Annotated in this window: 18 protein-coding genes; all 18 read right to left on the reverse strand. The window is 43.9% G+C overall.

The window, feature by feature from the left end; all coding sequences use genetic code 11:
- The 18 genes from B3O12_RS17225 to B3O12_RS17310 all read right to left on the reverse strand — a co-directional run bounded on the left by B3O12_RS17225 (nucleotide 1) and on the right by B3O12_RS17310 (nucleotide 20,641).
- A complete protein-coding gene (locus B3O12_RS17225) occupies nucleotides 1–3,648 on the reverse strand; it encodes an ATP-binding protein (RefSeq protein WP_286757211.1) in 3,648 nt (1,215 codons plus the stop codon).
- A gap of 164 nt (nucleotides 3,649–3,812) precedes the next feature.
- Complete coding sequence (locus B3O12_RS17230) at nucleotides 3,813–4,193, reverse strand: DUF983 domain-containing protein (protein ID WP_189630536.1); 381 nt, start codon at nucleotides 4,191–4,193, stop codon at nucleotides 3,813–3,815.
- Nucleotides 4,153–4,422 (reverse strand): hypothetical protein, encoded by a 270-nt coding sequence (locus B3O12_RS17235; RefSeq protein ID WP_229838662.1) that lies wholly within the window; start codon nucleotides 4,420–4,422, stop codon nucleotides 4,153–4,155. Before B3O12_RS17235 ends, B3O12_RS17230 begins: the two co-directional genes overlap by 41 nt.
- 35 nt (nucleotides 4,423–4,457) lie before the next feature.
- Complete coding sequence (locus B3O12_RS17240) at nucleotides 4,458–4,994, reverse strand: DUF420 domain-containing protein (protein WP_189630535.1); 537 nt, start codon at nucleotides 4,992–4,994, stop codon at nucleotides 4,458–4,460.
- A 1-nt stretch (nucleotide 4,995) separates the two neighbouring features.
- Nucleotides 4,996–5,577: a hypothetical protein gene (locus tag B3O12_RS17245; protein ID WP_286757213.1), complete on the reverse strand. Its 582-nt coding sequence runs from the start codon at nucleotides 5,575–5,577 to the stop codon at nucleotides 4,996–4,998.
- 70 nt (nucleotides 5,578–5,647) lie between these two features.
- Nucleotides 5,648–6,022, reverse strand: a complete 375-nt coding sequence (locus B3O12_RS17250) for a cytochrome C oxidase subunit IV family protein (protein WP_286757214.1) — start codon at nucleotides 6,020–6,022, stop codon at nucleotides 5,648–5,650.
- 13 nt (nucleotides 6,023–6,035) lie between these two features.
- A complete protein-coding gene (locus tag B3O12_RS17255) occupies nucleotides 6,036–6,800 on the reverse strand; it encodes a cytochrome c oxidase subunit 3 (RefSeq protein ID WP_189630532.1) in 765 nt (254 codons plus the stop codon).
- A gap of 16 nt (nucleotides 6,801–6,816) precedes the next feature.
- On the reverse strand, nucleotides 6,817–7,401 hold the full coding sequence (locus tag B3O12_RS17260; RefSeq protein ID WP_189630531.1) for a cytochrome c oxidase subunit 3: 585 nt from the start codon (nucleotides 7,399–7,401) through the stop codon (nucleotides 6,817–6,819).
- Between the two features lie 2 nt (nucleotides 7,402–7,403).
- The gene (cyoE, locus tag B3O12_RS17265; protein WP_189630530.1) at nucleotides 7,404–8,303 is read right to left on the reverse strand and encodes a heme o synthase; all 900 of its coding nucleotides are present in this window, start codon (nucleotides 8,301–8,303) and stop codon (nucleotides 7,404–7,406) included.
- A gap of 1 nt (nucleotide 8,304) precedes the next feature.
- The gene (locus B3O12_RS17270) at nucleotides 8,305–9,354 is read right to left on the reverse strand and encodes a COX15/CtaA family protein (RefSeq protein ID WP_286757215.1); all 1,050 of its coding nucleotides are present in this window, start codon (nucleotides 9,352–9,354) and stop codon (nucleotides 8,305–8,307) included.
- On the reverse strand, nucleotides 9,338–11,218 hold the full coding sequence (locus B3O12_RS17275; RefSeq protein ID WP_189630528.1) for a cytochrome c oxidase subunit I: 1,881 nt from the start codon (nucleotides 11,216–11,218) through the stop codon (nucleotides 9,338–9,340). The genes B3O12_RS17270 and B3O12_RS17275 overlap by 17 nt, the downstream gene beginning before the upstream one ends.
- 23 nt (nucleotides 11,219–11,241) lie before the next feature.
- Nucleotides 11,242–12,276: a cytochrome c oxidase subunit II gene (locus B3O12_RS17280; RefSeq protein WP_189630527.1), complete on the reverse strand. Its 1,035-nt coding sequence runs from the start codon at nucleotides 12,274–12,276 to the stop codon at nucleotides 11,242–11,244.
- 18 nt (nucleotides 12,277–12,294) lie between these two features.
- Nucleotides 12,295–13,686, reverse strand: a complete 1,392-nt coding sequence (locus B3O12_RS17285) for a quinol:cytochrome C oxidoreductase (protein ID WP_286757216.1) — start codon at nucleotides 13,684–13,686, stop codon at nucleotides 12,295–12,297.
- An 18-nt stretch (nucleotides 13,687–13,704) separates the two neighbouring features.
- Nucleotides 13,705–14,322 (reverse strand): c-type cytochrome, encoded by a 618-nt coding sequence (locus B3O12_RS17290; RefSeq protein ID WP_189630816.1) that lies wholly within the window; start codon nucleotides 14,320–14,322, stop codon nucleotides 13,705–13,707.
- 13 nt (nucleotides 14,323–14,335) lie between these two features.
- On the reverse strand, nucleotides 14,336–14,869 hold the full coding sequence (locus tag B3O12_RS17295; protein ID WP_189630525.1) for a DUF3341 domain-containing protein: 534 nt from the start codon (nucleotides 14,867–14,869) through the stop codon (nucleotides 14,336–14,338).
- A 2-nt stretch (nucleotides 14,870–14,871) separates the two neighbouring features.
- Nucleotides 14,872–16,233 (reverse strand): NrfD/PsrC family molybdoenzyme membrane anchor subunit, encoded by a 1,362-nt coding sequence (gene nrfD / locus B3O12_RS17300; RefSeq protein ID WP_189630524.1) that lies wholly within the window; start codon nucleotides 16,231–16,233, stop codon nucleotides 14,872–14,874.
- Between the two features lie 16 nt (nucleotides 16,234–16,249).
- Entirely contained in the window at nucleotides 16,250–19,363 is a 3,114-nt protein-coding gene (locus tag B3O12_RS17305) for a TAT-variant-translocated molybdopterin oxidoreductase (RefSeq protein WP_286757217.1), read from the reverse strand.
- A gap of 33 nt (nucleotides 19,364–19,396) precedes the next feature.
- Nucleotides 19,397–20,641 (reverse strand): cytochrome c3 family protein, encoded by a 1,245-nt coding sequence (locus B3O12_RS17310; RefSeq protein WP_286757218.1) that lies wholly within the window; start codon nucleotides 20,639–20,641, stop codon nucleotides 19,397–19,399.
- Nucleotides 20,642–21,519: the final 878 nt, after the last annotated feature.

Raw genomic sequence — 21,519 nt, forward strand, 5'->3', positions numbered from 1 at the left:
TCAATCGGTTAATGGGAATTCCAAAAAGAAGGTGGTTCCCTCATCGGGAACAGACTCAAACCATATACTCCCTCCGGCATGCTCTACCCCACGCTTAGCTATGGCCAGGCCTATCCCGGAACCTTCTGCCTTTGTACTGAATTTAGGGATAAAAATTTTCTCGCTGATCTCCTCCGGAATCCCCACTCCATTATCGGAAAAGGTAATTCGAGCCTTATTATGGGTCAATACCAGTTCTACCTCCAGTTTTCCGTCTCTTTCATTCGGAATTGCCTGCGAAGCATTGAGAATTAGGTTATTGAATATTCGTCCCAGCAACTGATCATCGCCCATAATCCACACAGGCTGCCTTGGAATATTGGCCTGTATTTCCATTTTATCTTCGTTAAAGAGCCTTACCGATTTTTTTAGCACTTCTACCAAATTAAGCCTTTCACTCTTTGGCATAGGCATTTTGGCAAATGAAGAGAATGAAGTGGCAATATCACTTAGGGTTTCTACCTGACTCAGCAGGTTATCTATTGGCTTGTTAAACTCTATATCTACATTTGGCGCTGCCGAAAGCACTCTTTTCAGATGTTGCAGCTTAAGCTTCATAGGAGTAAGCGGATTCTTAATTTCATGAGCTACCTGCTGTGCCATCTCTCTCCAGGCACTTTCCTTCTCGCTCAGTGCCAGAGCCTTTTTACTCTTCTCCAAATTGCTGAGCATTTTGTTGTACTCCCTGACCATCAGACCAATTTCATCATCGGCTGGCCAGGAAATGGGCTCGTTTAGGTTAGAGAGTGTAGTGGTCTTAATCTTCTCTGTGAGGTACTTAAATGGATATGTGAGTATTCTGGAAGCCAGAAACGATAGCACTACAAAGATGACAAAGATGAAGGTGAATGAGTTGAGTATGTTGGAGAGAATATCGCGTTGTTCGGCTTTCAACTGTTCTTCCGAATCGAAAAACGGCATACTCAATACTCCCAATAAAGCATTATTTTCGTTGGACCGGATGCCATAATAAGTAGCCTTATAACTCAAGTCGAGATTACCCACCCGTTCAATATACAGCTCTTCGCGCTCTCCGGATTCCACAATTCCTGCCATGGCCTGTGGGTTAATGAAAGGTGCTAGTAACTCATTATCGAAGATAAGCCGTTGGTTGGTAGCGATCAGTCGGCCATTGGTATTGAACAAGTTCATGTCGGCCCGGGCATATTGGCTTATTTCTGCAATTCGGTTTTCCAGGGCCTCATTATTCTCATTCTGCCCTTCCAAAAAGGCCTGCAACTGGTTGGCTATATTTTGTGCTGCACTTTCAGTAGTAGAAAGGTACTGATTCTCAATATTGGTCTCCACCGTTTTGTTCACCAGCCTGAGTACCACAATACTCACAATAATAAGTGGCAAGAAGAAGGCAAAATTGAGTAGAATCTGAATTTTGGCTGAAAGCGTTACGGATTGCTTTCTCCAATTGAAGTAGCCTGCGGAAATTCCGAAAATGAGAATAATCATGGCTACAGTAAACAAGAAAAAGATGCTGAAGTTGGTAATTACATACTGTAGGGGGTAGTGATGGTTAGAGATTATATACACCTGGTTGTTGGCCTGATTTTTTACTGCCAGATGGTCATAACCCGCCAGGCTCATTGTTCCATCGTAAATAGCCGGATTAGAGAGCATGCTCACATCGAAATCTCTTCTGTAGTTAAAGTCGCCAACACTCTTTACCAGCTTCTCTCCTTCAAACACGGCATAGTCTAAATGCCTCAGACCTTGAGATGGAGCCGACTCGCTTAATAAAAGCCTTGGCAATATGCTATTGTTAAGCACCTCCTTTCTATCGAGAATGACTATTACATAACCAATTATGGTATTGTATCGCTTTATTTCATTGAACAGATAGTATTGATTGAGTGCTACCGGATAATTACTTCTATTGAAATAGAGTCCCTCAACAGAGGTTTCTTTTTCCGGCCTGGCGTGGCTCTGTAAAAAACCATCGTAATTCACCGTGGTAGCCGAACTAACAGGAGCTCCCCGACCATTAAACAAGAGAATATTTATCTCATATTTATCGAAGTAATCGCCCAGAAACACCCTTTGTATTTTTTGACGGATAAGTTCTTTGGAAGAAAATGGATTGGTAATGTTAGCCTGTATGAGCACATCTGACTCTATGCGTTCTTTTGCCTGAGACAACAAGTATTCGGCTTCCCAATCATTTTCAGACAAAAGCCTGGTGGCTAACATGCGCTTATTGGACAGCCGCTCTTCTTTTATGTGACTGTCCAACACCACACTACAAATGGTGGCCACCAACAAAGCGGTAGTAAAGAGGTAAAGGAAAGTGGAATAGTTGGCCTGACTTAGCTGCTCCGCAAAATGAAAGCCCACTACTACAAGTAAGTATATGGCCATTACAAGGCCCACAGTTACATATTGAGAAGGCCAACCTACCGATACAATTACCAGAACCAAGCAAATTGCACCCAAGACCATTAGTACCCATTTTCTCTTGCCGGTTTTGCTTAGCTCTATACTCAGATAATGAGCAGAAATAAAGGGAATAATACCAAGCACAAAGATTCCCCAATAAGCCATGAGCTTGAAGGGCGAGAAGTTGATGTCTGTTCCTACATCGAAAGACCACTGCGAATTGACAAACAGTGAGCTTATCTCCTGAACAAAATACAGCAGACTGGCCAGCAAGAAAAGAGTACCTCCCACCACCGCCAGAGGTTTAATCCTATGGCGATCGGTTTGACGTTTTCTGAGTCTAAGGAAGGTGAAAGTAACTATGGCCACTATGGCCAACTGATTAAGTAAAAAATCGCCCAATGACGGTTGCCATGAGCTTTCGGCAAACTGATCAGGTTCAAAAAGTGACCACTCCACCACACTTAGCGGATACTCATAGCGCAACATAAAGTAGCGGGTAACACCAATGAAAATGACTAAAACCAACACACCCAGCGTCAGATAGTTTCTATTGGTGAGGTATTGGGCATAGTCATAACCCGACTTCAGGAAAAAGTAAATAGCTACCAGGTAGAGCACCAATATAAAGACCGCATACTTCGGATAATCAATCTTCATGCGTTGGGTTCCTTCGTACGAAAAGAGGAAAATACCCTCCGGAGCATAAATATTTTTGCCATTCTCCTGTTCCTGAGCATTGAGTGTGAAAGATGAGCGTCCAAAAATTTCTCCGTTTAGCCCGTGTTCTTCAAAGCTTTCGTTGAGAGCCACGTCCGATGTAAGCGGAAGGAGTGCGTAAATCTCAACTACGCGGTTTTGCGAGCTGTTAATCACTTTGCGCTTTACTATGTACTTGCCACTCTTAAGCTCCAGAAACCGATAAATGTAAGTACCATCCAGTGTGCCATATTTGGGTACAAAGCGGTTGGTACTCCAATAGATTACCTCTCCGTTTTCATAGATGAAATAGGGCATTTCATCATTGCTCTCAAAACGGTTGAAAAGACGACTCAGATCCACTACGGCTATGTCGCTCAATTGCTGCAACAGCCCATCCAGCTCATTGAGTTGTTTGTGCAGATTTTCCGTTATAGTTTCCTGAGGGTTTACCCTTCTCCTTTGATCAGAGAAAATAGCTTCGTCAATTATCAGGGTGAGCCCAACCAATAATACGCTCAACAAAAAGGCTTTGTGCTGGAATAATAACTGTCGAATGCGGCTCAATCTAATCACCCTTTTTTCTACGATGAAATCTAACAATAATTTCCCGCATGGGAAGAATTAGGGAGCACCAAGCAAAAATATTACCTAAATGGCGGTGAATAGTTTGCGTAGTGAAAGAATTACTTCATAGAACCGCCAAACTTTAGCCCCCCAAAGAGATAGAGGTAGAAAATACGGGAATAACGAAACATGAGGGGATAGAGCAGCACAACCTCCGATATGATTGCGATCATATAAACGTTTTCGGAAACCGGATGAAAGAAGAGGTAAATGATAAAGGCAGACACCAGAAAGAGCCCCACAGAGAGCCCATAGCTGATGTACATAGCGCCATCGAAAAATCGTGGTTCTCTCTCAAACTTCACCCCGCAATGGCTGCAATGCGTATTAATTTGCGTGAACTTGCTCAGATTGTAGGCCGTGTGTTGGAAAAGTTTTCCCTTTCTGCATTGAGGGCACCTACCCTGCAATACTGCCAGCACCTTTGGCTTTTCTGACATTTTTTCTACTGGTTTTGTACCAAATAATAGCGATAGCTGCTACCAACACGTATGGTGTAAAGAACAGATAAAGTATACCAAGGTTGAGATTGGCTGCCATGGAGGTATCTCCGGCACTTACGGTAGACTCAACGGAACCACGGCACATGGCACATTGCGCTAGTAATTGAGTTCCTGAAACCATCAGAAATAACCCAATCCATACCGATTTTCTCCAGAGCTTACTCATGCTGCAAAGATAATTCTTAATGCTCATAATTCCCATTAATGCATGTAATAGGGAGAAATCATCAAGTAAACAATAACACCCGTAACAGATACATATAGCCAGATTGGAAAAGTATACTTCACAATCTTTTTATGCTTATCGATCATGTTGTTGAGGGCATAATAGAAAGCCAGTAACACAAGCGGCACAACCCCAATGGACAACAGAATATGAGAAATAAGAAAGAAATAGTAGATGTACCTTGAAGCTCCTTCGCCTCCGTAAGGAGTAGATTGAGCACTGGCATGGTACAAGACGTAGAGTACAAGAAATATAGCGCCTAAAATAAAAGCGGCCGTATTCATTTGTTGGTGAAGCTTGATCTTCTTTTGCTTTACCGCTATAAAGGCCGCAATAAGACAAACCGAAGTAAGGGTATTTATAGCCCCTATGGCATGCGGAAGGTTGTACACCCACTCACCCAGGTTGAGTTTGGTAGGTAAACCAAGCAATACAGCCACTGCGAGGGGTATTGCTACTGAAAGGATACGAATCCACACCATCGACTTTTTCTTTTCCAGCGTTTGTGCCATACTATTCTTCGGTTTTTAAAATTCTTAACTCAAGGATAAGGCGGTCTGTTTCTTTCCGCTCCAAAATATTGTAATAACCCCGTATTCTCCCTGCGGCATCTACCAGCACCACACGGTTGTCCAGAGGGGTCATGGCCATGGTGCAGTATTTAAGTTCTGCCCAAGATGCGCTATCCAGCGCCTCCATATTCCAAAACTGATCAAGAAACTGAATACGCCTGTTATAATCTGTTATATCATCCAGTGCAATGGTCTGACTGTTAAGAAACGTGTTTAACCGGATATGATCGTCTTCATAGAAGACATCTTGCACCCGCTCCAATTCTTCTAAGCGAGACTTTAGAACGGGGCCATCGGCTTGTTCAAAATGGACAATATTAATACCTCCTTTTGGAAGCAAATCTGAGTTAACAAGGTATTGCTTATTGGCCTTGTCTAAACAGGGAGTTGAAAGCGAGTCGCCAAGTCCTTGCTCGTAGTATACCGGTATAGTGAATTCGTTTCTCCCAAAGAATTTCAGGAATAGAAAAATCATTACCGGCAGAGCGATTAATAAAAACAGAAATACGGCCTTCTTTCCCATGCTTTATAAACTAAAAAATCAGGCCAATGGATTTGACCTGATTCTGTACTTAATTAAAATCTTGCTTCATCTAATGCGATTCCTCCACGCGCTCTGTTCCTGCAGGTTCATAGTCCTGCACACCCTTAGATTCTTTTATGGCTGCACCTTCCAGGTTTACCAGGGCCACAATAAGCCACACAATAAAGATCATGGGTAAAATGATTGAGTAAATCAAACCTTTCACTTCATGCCCCAGGTGCATAAACTCAGAGACAATGTAGAAAGCTTTAACAATGGTTAAACCAATAAATATTGCTGAGCGTAGAGTTCCGGCATCCATAGTAAAGGCAAATACATACTCTATTGCCGTAACGAAAGCCAGTATACCGGCTATCTTCCAAATACCCAGTATTTTCGATCTGTCGGCCGGTTGAGCCACTACGTTAGTTGTTGCTTGTTCCATTATAAAAAGTCTTTTAAATCAAGTAGAAGAAAGTAAACACAAATACCCAAACGAGGTCTACAAAGTGCCAGTAGAGGCCAACTTTTTCAACCATTTCATAGTGCCCTCTTCTTTCATACAGGCCATTGGCTGCATTAAAGAAGATAATTACATTAAGCACTACCCCGGAGAACACGTGGAATCCGTGGAATCCGGTAATAAAGAAGAATAGTGCGGCAAAGGCCGGAGGTCCATATTGATTGTATGTGAGGTTGGCTCCAAATATTTCATAGTTTTCTTTCCAAACTCCGTTGATCACTACATCACCTATGGTTGCTGTATCAGTTCCGGCAATAAAGTGACTCCACTCCCAAGCCTGGCAAGACAAGAAAGCAAAACCACCGATAATGGTCCATAGCATCCATTTTACCACACCCTTTTTATCCATTCTGTGTCCTGCCTCTACTGCCAATACCATGGTTACAGAGCTCAAAATGAGGATGAAGGTCATTAAACCAACAAAAACCAAAGGAAGCTCAACACCATGAAAACCAGGGAAGGCCTCATATACCTTTTCCGGAATTGGCCAGTACTCAGTTGAGAAGGTGAATGCATCTGGATCTCCCTTATAGGCCGGAGCACTCCAACGCAGGAATGCATAGGTAATGAGCAAACCAGAAAAGGTAAACGCATCTGACAGTAGAAAGAACCACATCATCAGCTTACCATAGCTGGCCTTCAGAGGCTCTACCCCTCCACCCCAGAGGTTCTTTTTACTTATTGTAGCAGTAGTTGCCATAGATTTGGTTAGTTATTTAATGATTCAGCAATAAAAATATGAACAAATAAATCCAAAGTCCGCCTAAGAAGTGCCACCAGGTAGAACACATTTCCATGTTGAGCATGTTCTTGGCGTGCACCTTATATTTGTAAGACGAAATTAGCATATATATCAGATATATCACACCGCTGACTAAGTGCAGGGCATGAACAAAGGTAAACACGTACAGGAAGCTTCCTGCGGGGTTACCGTTAAAGTAAATGTTATTATCTACCAACTGCCCCCAGGCTTTAACCTGTCCTACCAGAAATAGAATTCCCAGTACTGTTGTAATAGCCAAGGCCAGTTTTACCTGCTCCAGTTTGTCTTTTTTAGCCGCCATGTAGGCCCATTGCATAAACACACTGCTCAACAGAATAATGGCCGAAGTATACCATAGCATAGTGGGCAAGTCGTATATCAACCAATCGCCATCGGCCTGGCGCACAATGTGGGCACTGGTGAAGGCGGCAAAAATCATAACCACCGTCACGATGAACAACCACAGTGCAAATTTTTTAGGATGCATTGAAAGGGGTTGTTCCACCGGTGTATCTACAAGTTTGTAATCTTCAGCCATCATCATTTTACCATATCCAACAAATACGCAATCTGCACAATCGGTAAGTACAAAAAGGAACCAAACATGATCCTCAATGCCGACTTACGCGACTGATCTCTCATTAACTTAATGGTTGAGGCTAAGAACAGCACTCCACAAACCGTGGCAACAACTGCCGAGTTTATACCTGTAAGACCAAAATACGTGGGCAACAGGCCCAATGGAATCAGGAACAGGGTATAAGTCATAATCTGAAAAGCCGTTTTCATATCCTTCTCCCCTTTTACCGGAAGTAGCTTAAAACCTGCTTTTTTATAATCATCATCGGCCACCCAGGCTATCGCCCAAAAGTGTGGAAACTGCCAGATGAATTGAATTCCGAAAATAATAAGCGCTTCATGGGAAATAGACCCCGTTGCCGCAGTCCAACCCAACAATGGAGGCAAGGCTCCTGGAAAAGCTCCCACGAAAACGGCAATTGGCCCTACTCGCTTTAAAGGTGTATATACAAAACTATATAGCACCATAGAGAGCAATGAAAGACCAACGGTAAGCAAGTTGGTAGATACCCACAAGAGGCCAATTCCTAAACAGGCCACTACCAGAGCAAACCACAGCGATTCAGAGTTAGATAATCGTTCGGTGGGCAATGGACGGTTCTGAGTACGTTTCATTACCCGGTCATAGTCTTTTTCCAACACCTGATTCACAGTACACGAGGCTCCACTCACCAACCAGCCACCCACAAATAAAGCAGCCAGTTGCATCCAGTCTACTCTGCCACCCATAGCCAACGCATAGCCAAAGGCAGAGGAGAACGCTACCAAAAGCGACAGCCTCATTTTCATTAGTTCCACAAAGGCTTTCACCTTTTGAGAAACTGTGAGTTCTACATTGATATTTGCTGTGTTATTAACCATTTCAGGCCAACTCCAATTCTTTTTCTCTCAACATGAGCCACAGATAATACTGCACTCCAATCATCACCGATCCTAAAAGCAAATGCACTGGTTGTATAGCAGCAGGCACGGCAAAGTAGGCCATTATGACCCCACTTACTATTTCAATAACCACTATGGCCATCAACCATCTGGTAGGTTTCACCAACTGCGTATGCCGTATATCTTCTTTCCACAATTTCCAAAGCAGAAAAGCATGCAGCCCCAATAGTAAGAGTGAATATGACCTATGGATATAGAAAGTAAGCCCAAGATTGGCTACCCACTCAGACCTTTCCAACGATTTGGCCAGCATGTCTATAGACTCTCTTACCTGCGTGCCTAACACCACTTGAATGAGGCTTAAACTAAGGCAAAGGAGGGTAAGTCTTTTTAGCGTACCAAGACGGCTGGAGCTATAATCAGACTGAACCGGTTTAGATCTGTGATATACATATATGAGCAGGCAAACAATCACCAAAGCAATGAGCATGTGTATGGTAATCATCCAATGCAGCAGGTTCGTACTCACCACAATCGACCCGATCCATCCCTGGAAACCTACGAGTACAAATGCAAGAAATGAAAGAACAGTGATTAGTTTATCTTCTTTCCAGAACCTCACTGAAAGCACCGCAGTACCAAATATCAGGAGTCCTATAATCGCACCAATCAGGCGATTCACATATTCTGTCCAGGTTTTAACCGGGTTGAAATCTTCCTCCTCTAGTATTGAAGGGTCATTTTCCACTTGATTGGCCAACTCACCGAACCCTAAAGCCGATAAGTATCTGGCAAACTTCACGTTTTTATCAACCCTCTGCTGAACGTATACTTCCTTATAATTAGCCGGGAGCTGGCTTTCATCGGTTGGTGGAACCCAGCTCCCGAAACATTTGGGCCAGTCAGGACATCCCATTCCCGACCCTGTAGTTCTTACAATACCGCCTACCGCTATCAGCAAATAAACGGCTATGATAGTGACGGCCGAAAACCGCCTAAATGACCTTCCTTTGTTAGTGCTTGGCTTCATGAACCACAATCTCCTCTGCATCCATTTCCTTCTCCAAAGCAATCATATCGTTCTCATGAGGAAGGTTAGATTCCATGGTTTGAGAGAAAGGAACAGTTTGTGGTATAAAGTCATCTTCAGCACCCGGCTTAGAATAATCGTAAGCCCAACGATACACTTTCGGAATTTCACCAGGCCAGTTGCCGTGCCCAGGTACTCGGGGAGTAGTCCACTCCAGCGTGGTCGACTTCCAAGGGTTGGCCGGAGCCTTTCTTCCTCTAAAAATGCTATAGAAGAAGTTGAAAAGGAAAATAAACTGGCCAATGAAGGTAGCAATAGCCGCAATCGAAATGAACATGTTCAAATCGGTGAATCCGCTAAAGGCATCGAAGTTGGTAAATGAATAGTATCTTCTTGGGAATCCGGCAATACCAATGTAGTGCATTGGGAAGAATACCGAATAAATACCAATGAAGGTTAACCAGAAGTGAATATAACCAAGTCTGGCGTCCATCATTCTACCAAACATTTTAGGGAACCAGTGGTAAACACCTGCCAACAGACCGAACGATGATGCCGCACCCATTACCAGGTGGAAGTGAGCCACCACAAAGTAAGTATCGTGCAACTGAATATCGATAGCCGAGTTTCCAAGGAAAATACCGGTAATACCACCTGATATAAATACCGACACCAAACCAATAGAGAACAACATGGCCGGAGTAAAGACAATGTTACCTTTCCAAAGCGTGGTAAGATAGTTGAACACCTTTACTGCCGAAGGCACCGCAATGATTAAGGTCAGGAACATGAATATTGATCCAAGGAATGGGTTCAAACCTGAAACGAACATGTGGTGTGCCCATACAATGAAGGATAAGAATGTGATACCCATCATTGAGATAATCATGGCCTTGTATCCGAAAATTGGTTTTCTAGAGTTAGTGGCAATAATTTCTGAAGTAATACCCAGGGCTGGCAAGAGTACAATATATACTTCGGGGTGACCTAAGAACCAGAACAAGTGCTGGTACAAAATTGGACTACCTCCAACATTGGGAAGTGCCTCCCCATTGATATAGATTTCTGACAAATAGAATGAGGTTCCAAAGCTTCTGTCGAATACCAACAACAAAGCTGCAGCAAACAACACCGGGAAAGACAGAATACCGATTACCGCAGTAAGGAAGAAGGCCCAAATAGTCAGCGGAAGTCGGCTAAAGGTCATCCCTTTTGTTCTGAGGTTAATAACGGTAGACACATAGTTGATACCTCCCAACAATGAAGATGCAATAAAGAACACCATGGCTACCAACCACAAAGTCATACCCAGTCCGGAGCCCGACATGGCTTCCGGTAGTGCAGAAAGTGGCGGATAAACCACCCATCCACCTGAGGCCGGTCCTGTTTCAATAAACAGAGAGATGAGCATGATTACACTGGAAACAAAGAAGAACCAGTAAGAAAGCATGTTCATAAAGCCTGAGGCCATATCTCTGGCACCAATTTGCAATGGAATAAGGTAGTTCGAGAATGTACCGCTCAATCCGGCTGTCAATACAAAGAACACCATAATGGTACCATGCATGGTTACCAAGGCCAGATAGAATTCAGGGTCAAGGGTTCCTTCAGGAGAAATCCATTTACCTAAAAGAGGCCTCAACCAACCGAGGTCTGCCTCTGGAAAACCAAGCTGTAAACGGAAAATAGCCGAAAGAGCCGCTCCAATTACTGCCCAAATAATACCCGTAATCAGGAATTGTTTGGCAATGGTCTTATGGTCGGTAGAAAATATATATTTAGAAATAAATGACTGCTCATGGTCATGATCGTGGTGATCGTCATGGCCATGTACATCAATATGCGCTTCTGCTGCTGTTGCCATATTCTAATGATGTTAAGTTCTTTTTATTCGTTAATGCCAGCCGAAACCATGGCCAGTTCTTTCAAATTATCTGGTACTTGCGACATGAAAGACGGGTTTTTAGATAACCACGACTTCTGCTCAGCCTTCCACTTCTCATACTCTTCAGGCTCAAGTACAGTCACAATTTTACTCATAGAGAAGTGTCCCTCTCCACAAATTTCAGTACAAGCCAGCTCGTAATTGAAATCGGGATTACCTTCTTCTACTCTCATTTCTTCTGTAGTCTTATTGGCTACAAACCAGAATTGCGTTGGCATACCAGGTACGGCATCCATTTTCACTCTCATGTGAGGAATAAATACAGAGTGAAGGACATCTCTGGCTCTAATTTTAAGCAACACCGGCTTTCCTTTAGGAATTACCAAAGAGTTGCTCATAAAATCATCAAAGTTGGCTCTGTCGGAGAAGTCTACTCCATGCGTATTGATGGCATCAATGAGTCGGTAGTCATAGTCGCCCACCTGGTTGTCCATTCCTCCGTAGCGGATTGACCACGCGAACTGATAGCCCATGATCTCAATTTGCTCAGACTCTTCAGGGGCTTCGCTCATTATTCCATCCCAGGCCATCCAACCCGAAATTACCAACCAAGTCAATACAATGGCCGGTACACCAGTCCAAAGGTACTCCAACTTGTTGTTGTGTGGATAGAATAAGGCGCGCTTGTTTTTGTTGTAACGGTACTTATAAGAGAATACAAACAAAAGGATGTTGGTAACCACGAATACGATACCGGTAATCCACATGGTTCTCCAGAACAATTTATCTGTTAACTCACCATGTTCTGAAGCTACCGGAGGGTCGTAGGCATCGAAATGAGCCCAGGAATACCATCCTGCTAAGCCAAAGAACAGAACCATAAACACGATCATGAGTACCGCATTCATGTTGTTGCTGCTGCTGGTAGTCTCCTCTCCTGTTCCTTTAACCACATTAACCAGCCTAGTAATTCTGAAGATCAACAACAGAATGGCTACTACTAGGAAAACTGCAAGTGCTATGTAAAAACCAAACATATCTCTTTTGTCAATATTTTAAATATGGTGATGTTTTGCTTCTTGTAACATGGGATGGTTCTTGGGTACCAAAGCATAAGAAGACATTGCTTTTAACACCACAAACACAAAGGCAGAACCAAACATCAAGTACATTCCTATTTCAGTAAATCCGAAGAATCCGTTTTCTCCCATAGTACCAGGGGTCATCATTAGATAGAAATCTATGAAGTGACCAAACATTACTACTATGCAAACCATCTTCAGGAACACATTCAAACGCTTGGCATCTCTGGTCATCAATGTCAGGAATGGGAAGAAGAAGTTCAACACCAGATTGACAAAGAAGAACGGAGCGTATTTATCGCTAAGGAATCGCTCTACAAAGTATACCGACTCTTCCGGAATGTTGGCGTAGTAGATCAGTAAGAACTGAGAGAACCAAATGTATGTCCAGAAAATACTGAATGCGAAAACAAACTTACCCAGATCGTGCAAGTGGTTGGTGGTAACCTGAGGTAGATATCCGGCTTCCTTCAACAGAACGGTAACCAGAGTAATGAAGGCCAGACCAGTAACAAACCAGCTTGCAAATACATACCAACCAAACATGGTTGAGAACCAGTGAGTATCTATAGACATCACCCAATCCCATGCCGAAACTGACGAAGACACGGCAAAGATCACCAGGAAAATGGCAGACCATTTTCTCATTTTGTGCCAGTAGGTATCTCCTCCTAACTCATCTTCGGCCAATGAAAGGCCTTTCAACTTCTTGAACAACCAAACCCAAAGTGCGAAGAAAACAACCATGCGAAGCACAAAAAACAGTGGGAAACTTCCGCCCTCCAGAGGAGCAAAGAAGTAAGCTTGTTTTCCTGCTATAATACCATCGTAGTGATCGCCACCCACTTCATACAAATCGCTGTGTGTCCAATGGAATACATCATGACTCACAAAGAAGTAAGTCAACACCATGAGTACTCCGGCAGGTAAAATCCAATGAGCCATTGAAAGCGGGATTCGCACAATGTAGGCCGACCATCCGGCCTGTGCGGCATACTGTATTGCAAAGAAGAAAATACCTATCAGTGCCAGACCGGTAAAGTACACATTATTGGTCCACAGGCCTACTTTAAACCGCTCGAACCAACCTTTACCGTGCTCTTCTTCTCCTTCGGCTCCACCAGCGGTGGCTAGTACTTCATAGTCTCCATCGGTGAGTGAAGCATGACCTTCGTCACCATGCTCGCCTGCAGCATCATCGTGCTGTTCTGTTCCGTGTGTATCGTCACCATGGCCGGCTTCTTCGTGGTGGCTGTTTTTTTGCGGGTTCAATGCCCCTATAAGCAACATTACCGCACCCACTATAAAGGTTATAGTGATCTTCTTCTTAAGGCCAGCGTTAAAATCGAATACTTCTTTTGCCATTTCTTAAAAATTTACGGTTTACTGTTGCTGTAATGTTTGAACGTACCTTGCGATTTTCCATCGCTTATCTTCGCTAATCTGAGAACCATGTGCTCCCATACGTCTAATTCCGTGAGTGATGACATGGAAGATGTGTCCTTGAGACAAATTTCTCTGAGCAGGTGCTGTATATGAAGGCACACCTGCATAAGCCACACCGGCTTTTCCATCGCCCTTACCACTAGCACCGTGGCAATGCTGACAAAACTGAGTATACAGTCTTCTGCCTTCTGCAATGATTTCTTCGCTGGCAGGGAAAGGGTTTTCTATAGCAGCGGCCGCAGTTATATCATCCTTTTCCAGTCTGTAAGGCAGCATATCGTTAGGGTTTCTTCTCACCGTACCTTCTACTGGCTTTCTGACATTTTGTGCATAAGGATTGTTTGGGTTGGAGTTATAAAATTCTCCTTTTTCATCCTCTCTGTTGCTAAGCCATTTACCCGCCTCTTCGTCTTTGATTTGCGTAAGCGGCTCGTAAGGCACAGAATGATACATCTGAGGGGCATATTCCAGGCCGGTATAGTCGCCCTTGGCCGCACAACCGCAGGCTAATGCGAGCGCCAGCATAGGAATAGAAACTTTCAATTTCTGAATCATATCTTTAGAAGGCTTATTCTTCAACATTTTTATTATTCACTTCAACTGCACCAGAGTCTTTCAACAAGGCATTTATCTGTGCTTCCTGAAGACCTGCATTTTTACCAAGATCGATGGCCATTACGTGCTTGTCGTCCGTAATTCTCAAATCCAACATCTTAGGATCTTTCCATGGCTTAAGGTCGCTGGCTACCAAAAAAGTACCCACCATACCAAAAGCGGCCAAAAGAACGGTAAGCTCAAAGGTTACCGGCACAAAATCCGGAAGAGCGATAAAGTTTTTACCACCAATAATCATGGGCCAGTCAACACCCAACATCCAAATTTGCATTACCAGGGCCAGCGTTGTGCCCAGAGCACCAAACATAAAGGCTGCAATTGGAAGCCTAGAACGCTTATACCCAAGCTCTTCATCCAATCCGTGAACTGGAAAGGGAGAATATACTTCGTGGATCTTCACGCCAGCACCACGGATTTTGCCAACTGCTTTTAGCAAAACATCTTCGTCATCAAAGACGCCCAATAAGAAATTCTTAGAGTCACTCATGATTAAGCAGTTTTTTCAGATGATGATTTGATAATACTTTTTACTTCGGCCATGTTGATTACCGGGAAGAACTTCGCAAAAAGGAAGAACGCGGTGAAGAATAGCCCGAAGGTGAATACATATACCCCAACATCGTAAATAGTTGGATAGAACATTGCCCATGAAGAAGGCAAGAAGTCTCTGTGTAATGAAGTAACAATAATTACAAAGCGCTCGAACCACATACCAATGTTCACAATGATTGAAAGTATGAAAGTGGCTGCAATGCTGGTTCTGATCTTTTTAAACCAGAAAAGCTGAGGTGAAATTACGTTACATGTCATCATCGACCAGTAAGCCCACCAGTAAGGTCCTTGCATTCTGTTGTAGAAGGCATATTGTTCTGCCGGAACTCCTGAGTACCAGGCAATAAAGAACTCAGTGATGTAGGCAATACCTACAATAGACCCGGTTACAATGATCACTATGTTCATCATTTCGATGTGTTCAATAGTGATGTAGTCTTGCAGTTTAAATACGGCCCGTGTTACCAACATAAGCGTTAGCACCATGGCAAAACCTGAGAATATAGCTCCCGCCACGAAGTAAGGAGGGAAAATGGTGGTGTGCCATCCAGGAATTACTGAGGTAGCAAAGTCGAACGATACAATGGTGTGTACTGAAAGTACCAGCGGAGTAGCCAAACCAGCCAATATCAGCGATACGGACTCATAGCGACTCCAGGTCTTTGCGGCACCGTCCCACCCAAGAGAGAGTGCACCATAAATCTTCTTACGAATACCGGTAGCTCTGTCTCGAATGGTGGCAAAGTCGGGAACTAGCCCAAGAAACCAGAAAACGAGCGATACGGAGAAGTAAGTAGAGATGGCGAAAACGTCCCACAGAAGCGGAGAGTTAAAGTTTACCCAAAGCGAACCGAAAGTGTTAGGTAAAGGCAGTGCCCAGTATGCTCCCAGCCACGGACGACCCATGTGTAGTATTGGGAATTGAGCAGCACAAATAACAGCAAATATAGTCATTGCCTCTGCTGCCCGGTTGATGGACATTCTCCATTTCTGTCTGAAGAGCAAAAGAATGGCAGAAATCAGTGTTCCTGCGTGACCTATACCAACCCACCATACGAAGTTGGTAATATCCCAGGCCCAACCTACGGTTTTATTAAGACCCCACATTCCGATTCCTTCCCAAAGGGTGGTGGCCACGGCCACAAAACCTATGAGAAGCGTGACAACTGAAATTCCGAAGGCCATACCCCAAAGTTTGGAGGGCTTAGCTTCTACCTGTCTACAGATGTCTTCGGTAACATCATGAACGGTCTTACCGCCTGTGATTAAAGGTTTTCTTACGGATGAAGTAACCTGCATATTCTTTCGGTTTATTTTAAGCTTCTGTTGTTTCTTTATCCTTGTTTCTGATCTTGGTCATGTACCAAACGTTCGGATTCACGTTCAGCTCTTCCAGCACATGGTATGCTCTGTCTTCATTCACCACACGCTCGGTAACCTTCTCTCCTTCTTTCTTCTCTTCAATCTGAAGTAGCTGAGAGATTTTAGAATTAGGATCGTTAAGGTCTCCAAAAGTAATGGCATCTGAAGGACAAGCCGATGCACAAGCCGTGTTGATCTCTCCATCAACTGGTCTTCTGCCTTCACGCTTAGCGGCCAGTTTACCAGCCTGAATACGCTGCACACACATGCTACACTTCTCCATTACACCTCTTGCTCGAACAGTAACATCTGGGTTCAATACCATTTTACCCAAATCATTGTTCATGGAAGAGTTCTTGTCGAACTGCGTATTGTCGTGGTATTTAAACCAGTTGAATCGTCTTACTTTATAAGGACAGTTGTTGGCACAGTATCTTGTACCAATACATCTGTTGTAAGTCATTTGGTTAAGACCTTCAGTACTATGAGTGGTAGCTGCCACAGGACACACCGTTTCGCATGGTGCGTTGTTACAATGCTGACACATCATAGGCTGGAAGGTTACTTCCGGATTGGCCGCAGCCTGCTCCAGCTCTTTTTTATTACCGGCCGGGTTGGCAGCAGAGTAATACCTGTCTATTCTTATCCAGGCCATTTCTCTACGGTTGAGCACCTCTTCTTTACCTACTACAGGAATGTTATTCTCTGCCTGACAAGCCACTGTACATGCCGAACAGCCTGTACAAGAGTTCATGTCTATGGTCATTCCCCAGTGGTGGTTGTTGTACTCGTGACCACTCCAAAGGGTAATTTTAGAAGGCTTATAGTATTTGCCGTCTTTGTATATTTTAGGATATACTCGTCCGGCTTTGGTATCTTTCTTATACTCCGTCAAAACCGATTCCTGGATCACGTTTTCACGTCCCATGTAGGTCTGATGAGTTTGAGTTTGGGCAATTCTGTAGGGTTTACCGGTAGCTGCCACCGATACTCCTGCCAGCACGTCCATGGTATTGGCACCATTTAGTTTGGTAATGAACGGATAGGCATTTACACCCACTCCATTGGCTACTCTTCCGGCTTTTGTTCGGCCATAACCTATGGCCAAGCCTACCGTACCTTCGGCCTGACCTGGCTGAACCAGTGCAGGTACTTCAATGGTATTTCCTCCTACTGTTAGGCTTACCAACTGAGTCTCTCCTTCTTTCATTTCAATACCCAGTTCGTTGGCTTGAGCAATTGAAATGGTCAGGTAGTTGTCCCAGGTAGCCTTGGTTACAGGGTCGGGCATTTCTTGCAACCAGGGGTTATTGGCCTGGCTACCGTCTCCTATACCAATTTTTTCATAGAGCGCTAACTCCAATCCAGAACCAGCCGACTTGTAATTCTGACCTATACTGGTAGCCGCTGTAGCAGCCGCAGCGAAATCATAGTTCAGGTTTTTTGCGGTGGTCCCAAAGTCTACTACTCCATCATAAAGAGCCTTATCCCAGAACATTTGGAAGTTGGAGATGTCGCTCTGCTTTGTGAAGTAGGTTTCTCTCCAGTTATTCTGAAGGTAGGTATAGTATTCTACATCCTGTCCGGCCCACTTAAGGAACGACTCAGGTGCTTGTCTTGTCTTGAATAGTGGTGAAATGGTTGGCTGCGTAAGGCTGATATAGCCACTTCTCAACTCCGCATCGTTCCACTGCTCCAGGTAATGATGATCTGGAGCCACATACTGTACGGCAGACGCTGTTTCGTCCAACCTATCGGAAGTTGAAACAGTCAATGTAGCCTTGGCTACCCCGGCTGCCAAAGCCGAAGCTTCTGCTGAATTATATAGCGGATTACAGTTAAAGAAGATAAGACCTGCAATTCTTCCGGCATTCAGATCTTTTGCCAGATTGGCCATGGCCATATCATCACCTTGTCGGTAATGCACAGGGGCGTTGGCATTAATAGTAGTGCCATAGTTCCCCAACATACTGTTGATGCCGTTTACCAGCACCTGAACTGCAGGGTCGTTAGATCCGCATACCAGCAACGACTGGCCTCTGTTGGCCCAAAGCTCATTGGCTGCGGCATTGAGGTGATCTGCAGAAACGCTACCACCACTCACCTTTGGCTGTCCGGCCTTGGCCGCAATGGCATTGTACATGGCAGCTACCAAAGGCCCAACCTGAGAAGGTTTAATAGGCGTTCTGTAATCTGCGTTGGCACCAGTCAATGAAAGATTAGACTCGAACTGATAGTGTCTCGACATCTCTCTATGGTGCTCATTAATTTTTCTTGTTTGAGCGTATTGCTTAGAGAATTCAATTGGCGAAATCCAGGTTCCCAGGAAGTCGGCTCCAACACTTACGATTGTTTTGGCTTTGCTGAAATCGTATGAGGGTATCATAGCCTCACCAAAAGACCTCTTGTTTCCTTCAGTTATACCATAAGCCGAAACAGGGTCGTAAGACACATGCTGAGCTGTTGGATATTTGGCCACAAATTCTGCAACTGCCTTTTTGGTGGTAGGGCTGAGTACAGTATTGCTCACGATTCTGATTTGGCCACCTTTGGCCGCAATGTCTGCCAGCTTGGCTGTCACTTCACGGTCGAGGGTTTCCCAGTCAATCTCAGCACCTTCTTTAAGAGGGTTGGTTAGTCTTTCCTTGTCGTATAATGAAAGAACAGAAGCTTCAACCTGGGCGTTGGTTCCACCCTTGGTGATGGTGCTGTATTTGTTTCCTTCTACCTTAATAGGTCTTCCCTCGCGGGTCTTAACCACAACGCTCACCGCATCGCCACCATTCACATAGGTAGATGCGTAGTAGTTGGGAACCGATGGATCCACATCTACAGGCTTGTTAAGATAAGGAATGGCCTTTCTTACCGGGGCTTCACAAGCCGCCAAGGTGGCTGCCGCCACGCCAAAGCCCATTAACTTAAGGAAGTCTCTCCTGTTGTTGGTCTCTCCTCCTTGTTCGCTGATAGGAAGGTACTCAGGAAACTCTGATTCATTCTTCTTGACAAACTCAGCATCGTTTGTCAACTGCTCGATACCTTTCCAGTATGTTTTTTGATTTTCTTTCATTGTATATCAATCAGAAATCGCGAATTCAATTAATTAATAGTGACACTTGGCACATTCCAAACCACCTATATCGGCTACATTCATTGGTGTAGCAGAGTTTTGATTATGCAGCTCAACCAAACGATCATAGTAACCGTTGCCTTGAGTATTAAGACTGGTATTTCTGTGACAGTCGATACACCAACCCATAGTTAATGGAGCGTGTTGTTTCACCACTTCCATTTCCTGGATTTCTCCGTGACAGGTCTGGCATTCTACACCACCTACCTTCACGTGCTGTGAGTGATTGAAGTAAGCCAAATCAGGCAGGTTGTGAATTCTTACCCATTCAATGGGTTCGCCACTCTCCTGAGCAGCATAAAGTTTTTGAATTTCCGGAGAGTCTGTCTTGATTGAACTATGGCAGTTCATACAGATATTCACTGAAGGAATATTGGCAGACTTACCTATTTCCACACCGGTGTGGCAATATTGACAAGCAATTTCATATTCACCGGCATGCAGCTTGTGAGAAAAAGCAATTGGCTGCTTTGGAGCATAGCCTTGCTGAACACCGATAGTGTAGAGGCCGTCAATTACATTTTTGGCTGCCAGAGCAATTACAAGAAAAGTGACAATACCGATAACTGTTGGGCTCTTTACAAAAGCCACCAGACTAAACTTCTCGTTTACAATCTCCTTGTCTTCTTCAGAAATATTTTCTTTGTCCTGAAGGTACTTTTTAAGCACCCCAATAATGATGGCCAATACAATAAGAATAAGTACCAGCACCACAATAAGAGCCGCTACTATTATATTAAGGTAAGATTCAGGCACTCCTGAACCTCCAGCAGGCCCTTCTTCACCACCACCGGTTACAGTATTCTTGTCGGCCGGAGGGTTCTCCTCTACATTTCTTACATAGGCCATAATGGCCAAAATCTGATCATTCTCCAGATCGTAAGGGGTCATGGCCGAAGGCTTGTACTCATTCCAGAGTGCCGTAGCCTGTGGATCTCCTGAGGCAATCATTGCCTGAGAATTTTTTACCCAGCTGTAAATCCAGTCCAAATCTCTGCGGTCGTAAACACCTGCCAATGCCGGCCCTACTTTTTTTCCAACCACATTATGACAGGAATTACACTGATATTCGTTGAAGAGTTTTTCTCCTTCAGCAATGATGGCTTCATCGGTTGGTACAGCATCGCGTTGTGCAAAAGATTGCTGCCCAGAAAAAACAAAACAGCATACTAGCAGGCATGCTGTCGCATAACGAACAATGGTTTTTCTAGCTACCATGTAAAGTCTATTTTTGATCACAGATTGTCCCAATTCTTGAAACTCGTGGCAAAGGTAGTATCAGAAGGCCTTATTTCAAACTAAATTTTATTCTTGAAAACCAGTAAAAAGCCCCTTAAAACCACTCTATAGATTCCTGATTCACAGCATTTTACAGAAGACTCAACGATCATTTAATTAATTTAGAATCAGTATAAATAACCACTTCGCAAAGAATGTATGAAACCTTTGGAAATGACCGAAATTGAACTGTTAGGAAAGCCATAAAATCAAAGGAAATTAGAAAAATATTCGACCTCAGGTGTAAAATACAGAAAAAGATTTTGCAGCCTCCCCTCCCAAAAATTGAGCCCTGAAAATACTGATAACAAGAGCTTCTGTATTCTGGTAATGACCAGAATACGGCCATTGAAAGCTATTTATTTAGACGCCAAAATTCCTGGTCAAACCTTGGAATAGCCCCTCCTTTAAAGGCCGCCAAAGCGATGAGCCAATTCACTTGAGACGCTGGGCACATGACTCGCCATGCCATTTATACTTCAAGGCGGTTCGCGCAGCTCTGTAAATTGAGGTTTCGAACCGCATGCCTACCTGGCGGCAAAAGCAGGGTTCTCATCCACTCAATAAACCCTTAAAAAAAGAGGCTGTCTCAAAAGCTAACTGTCATTCCCGACAGCGATCGGGAATCTCCCCAAACTAACTCTGTAGGCCGAAAGAGATTCCCAGTCAAGCTGGGAATGACGAAAATGGTAGCTTTTGAGACCGCCTTTTGGAATTGAGGCGCTGAGCGGATTGCTCGCTATGATTATAATATAGAGTTACTCATTTAGATGGCATTTGTTAGACCCAGTTTACTAGCCACAAGCTGTGTCCTCACA

The sequence above is a fragment of the Roseivirga sp. UBA838 genome (assembly GCF_002296035.1).
GTDB lineage: Bacteria > Bacteroidota > Bacteroidia > Cytophagales > Cyclobacteriaceae > Roseivirga > Roseivirga thermotolerans.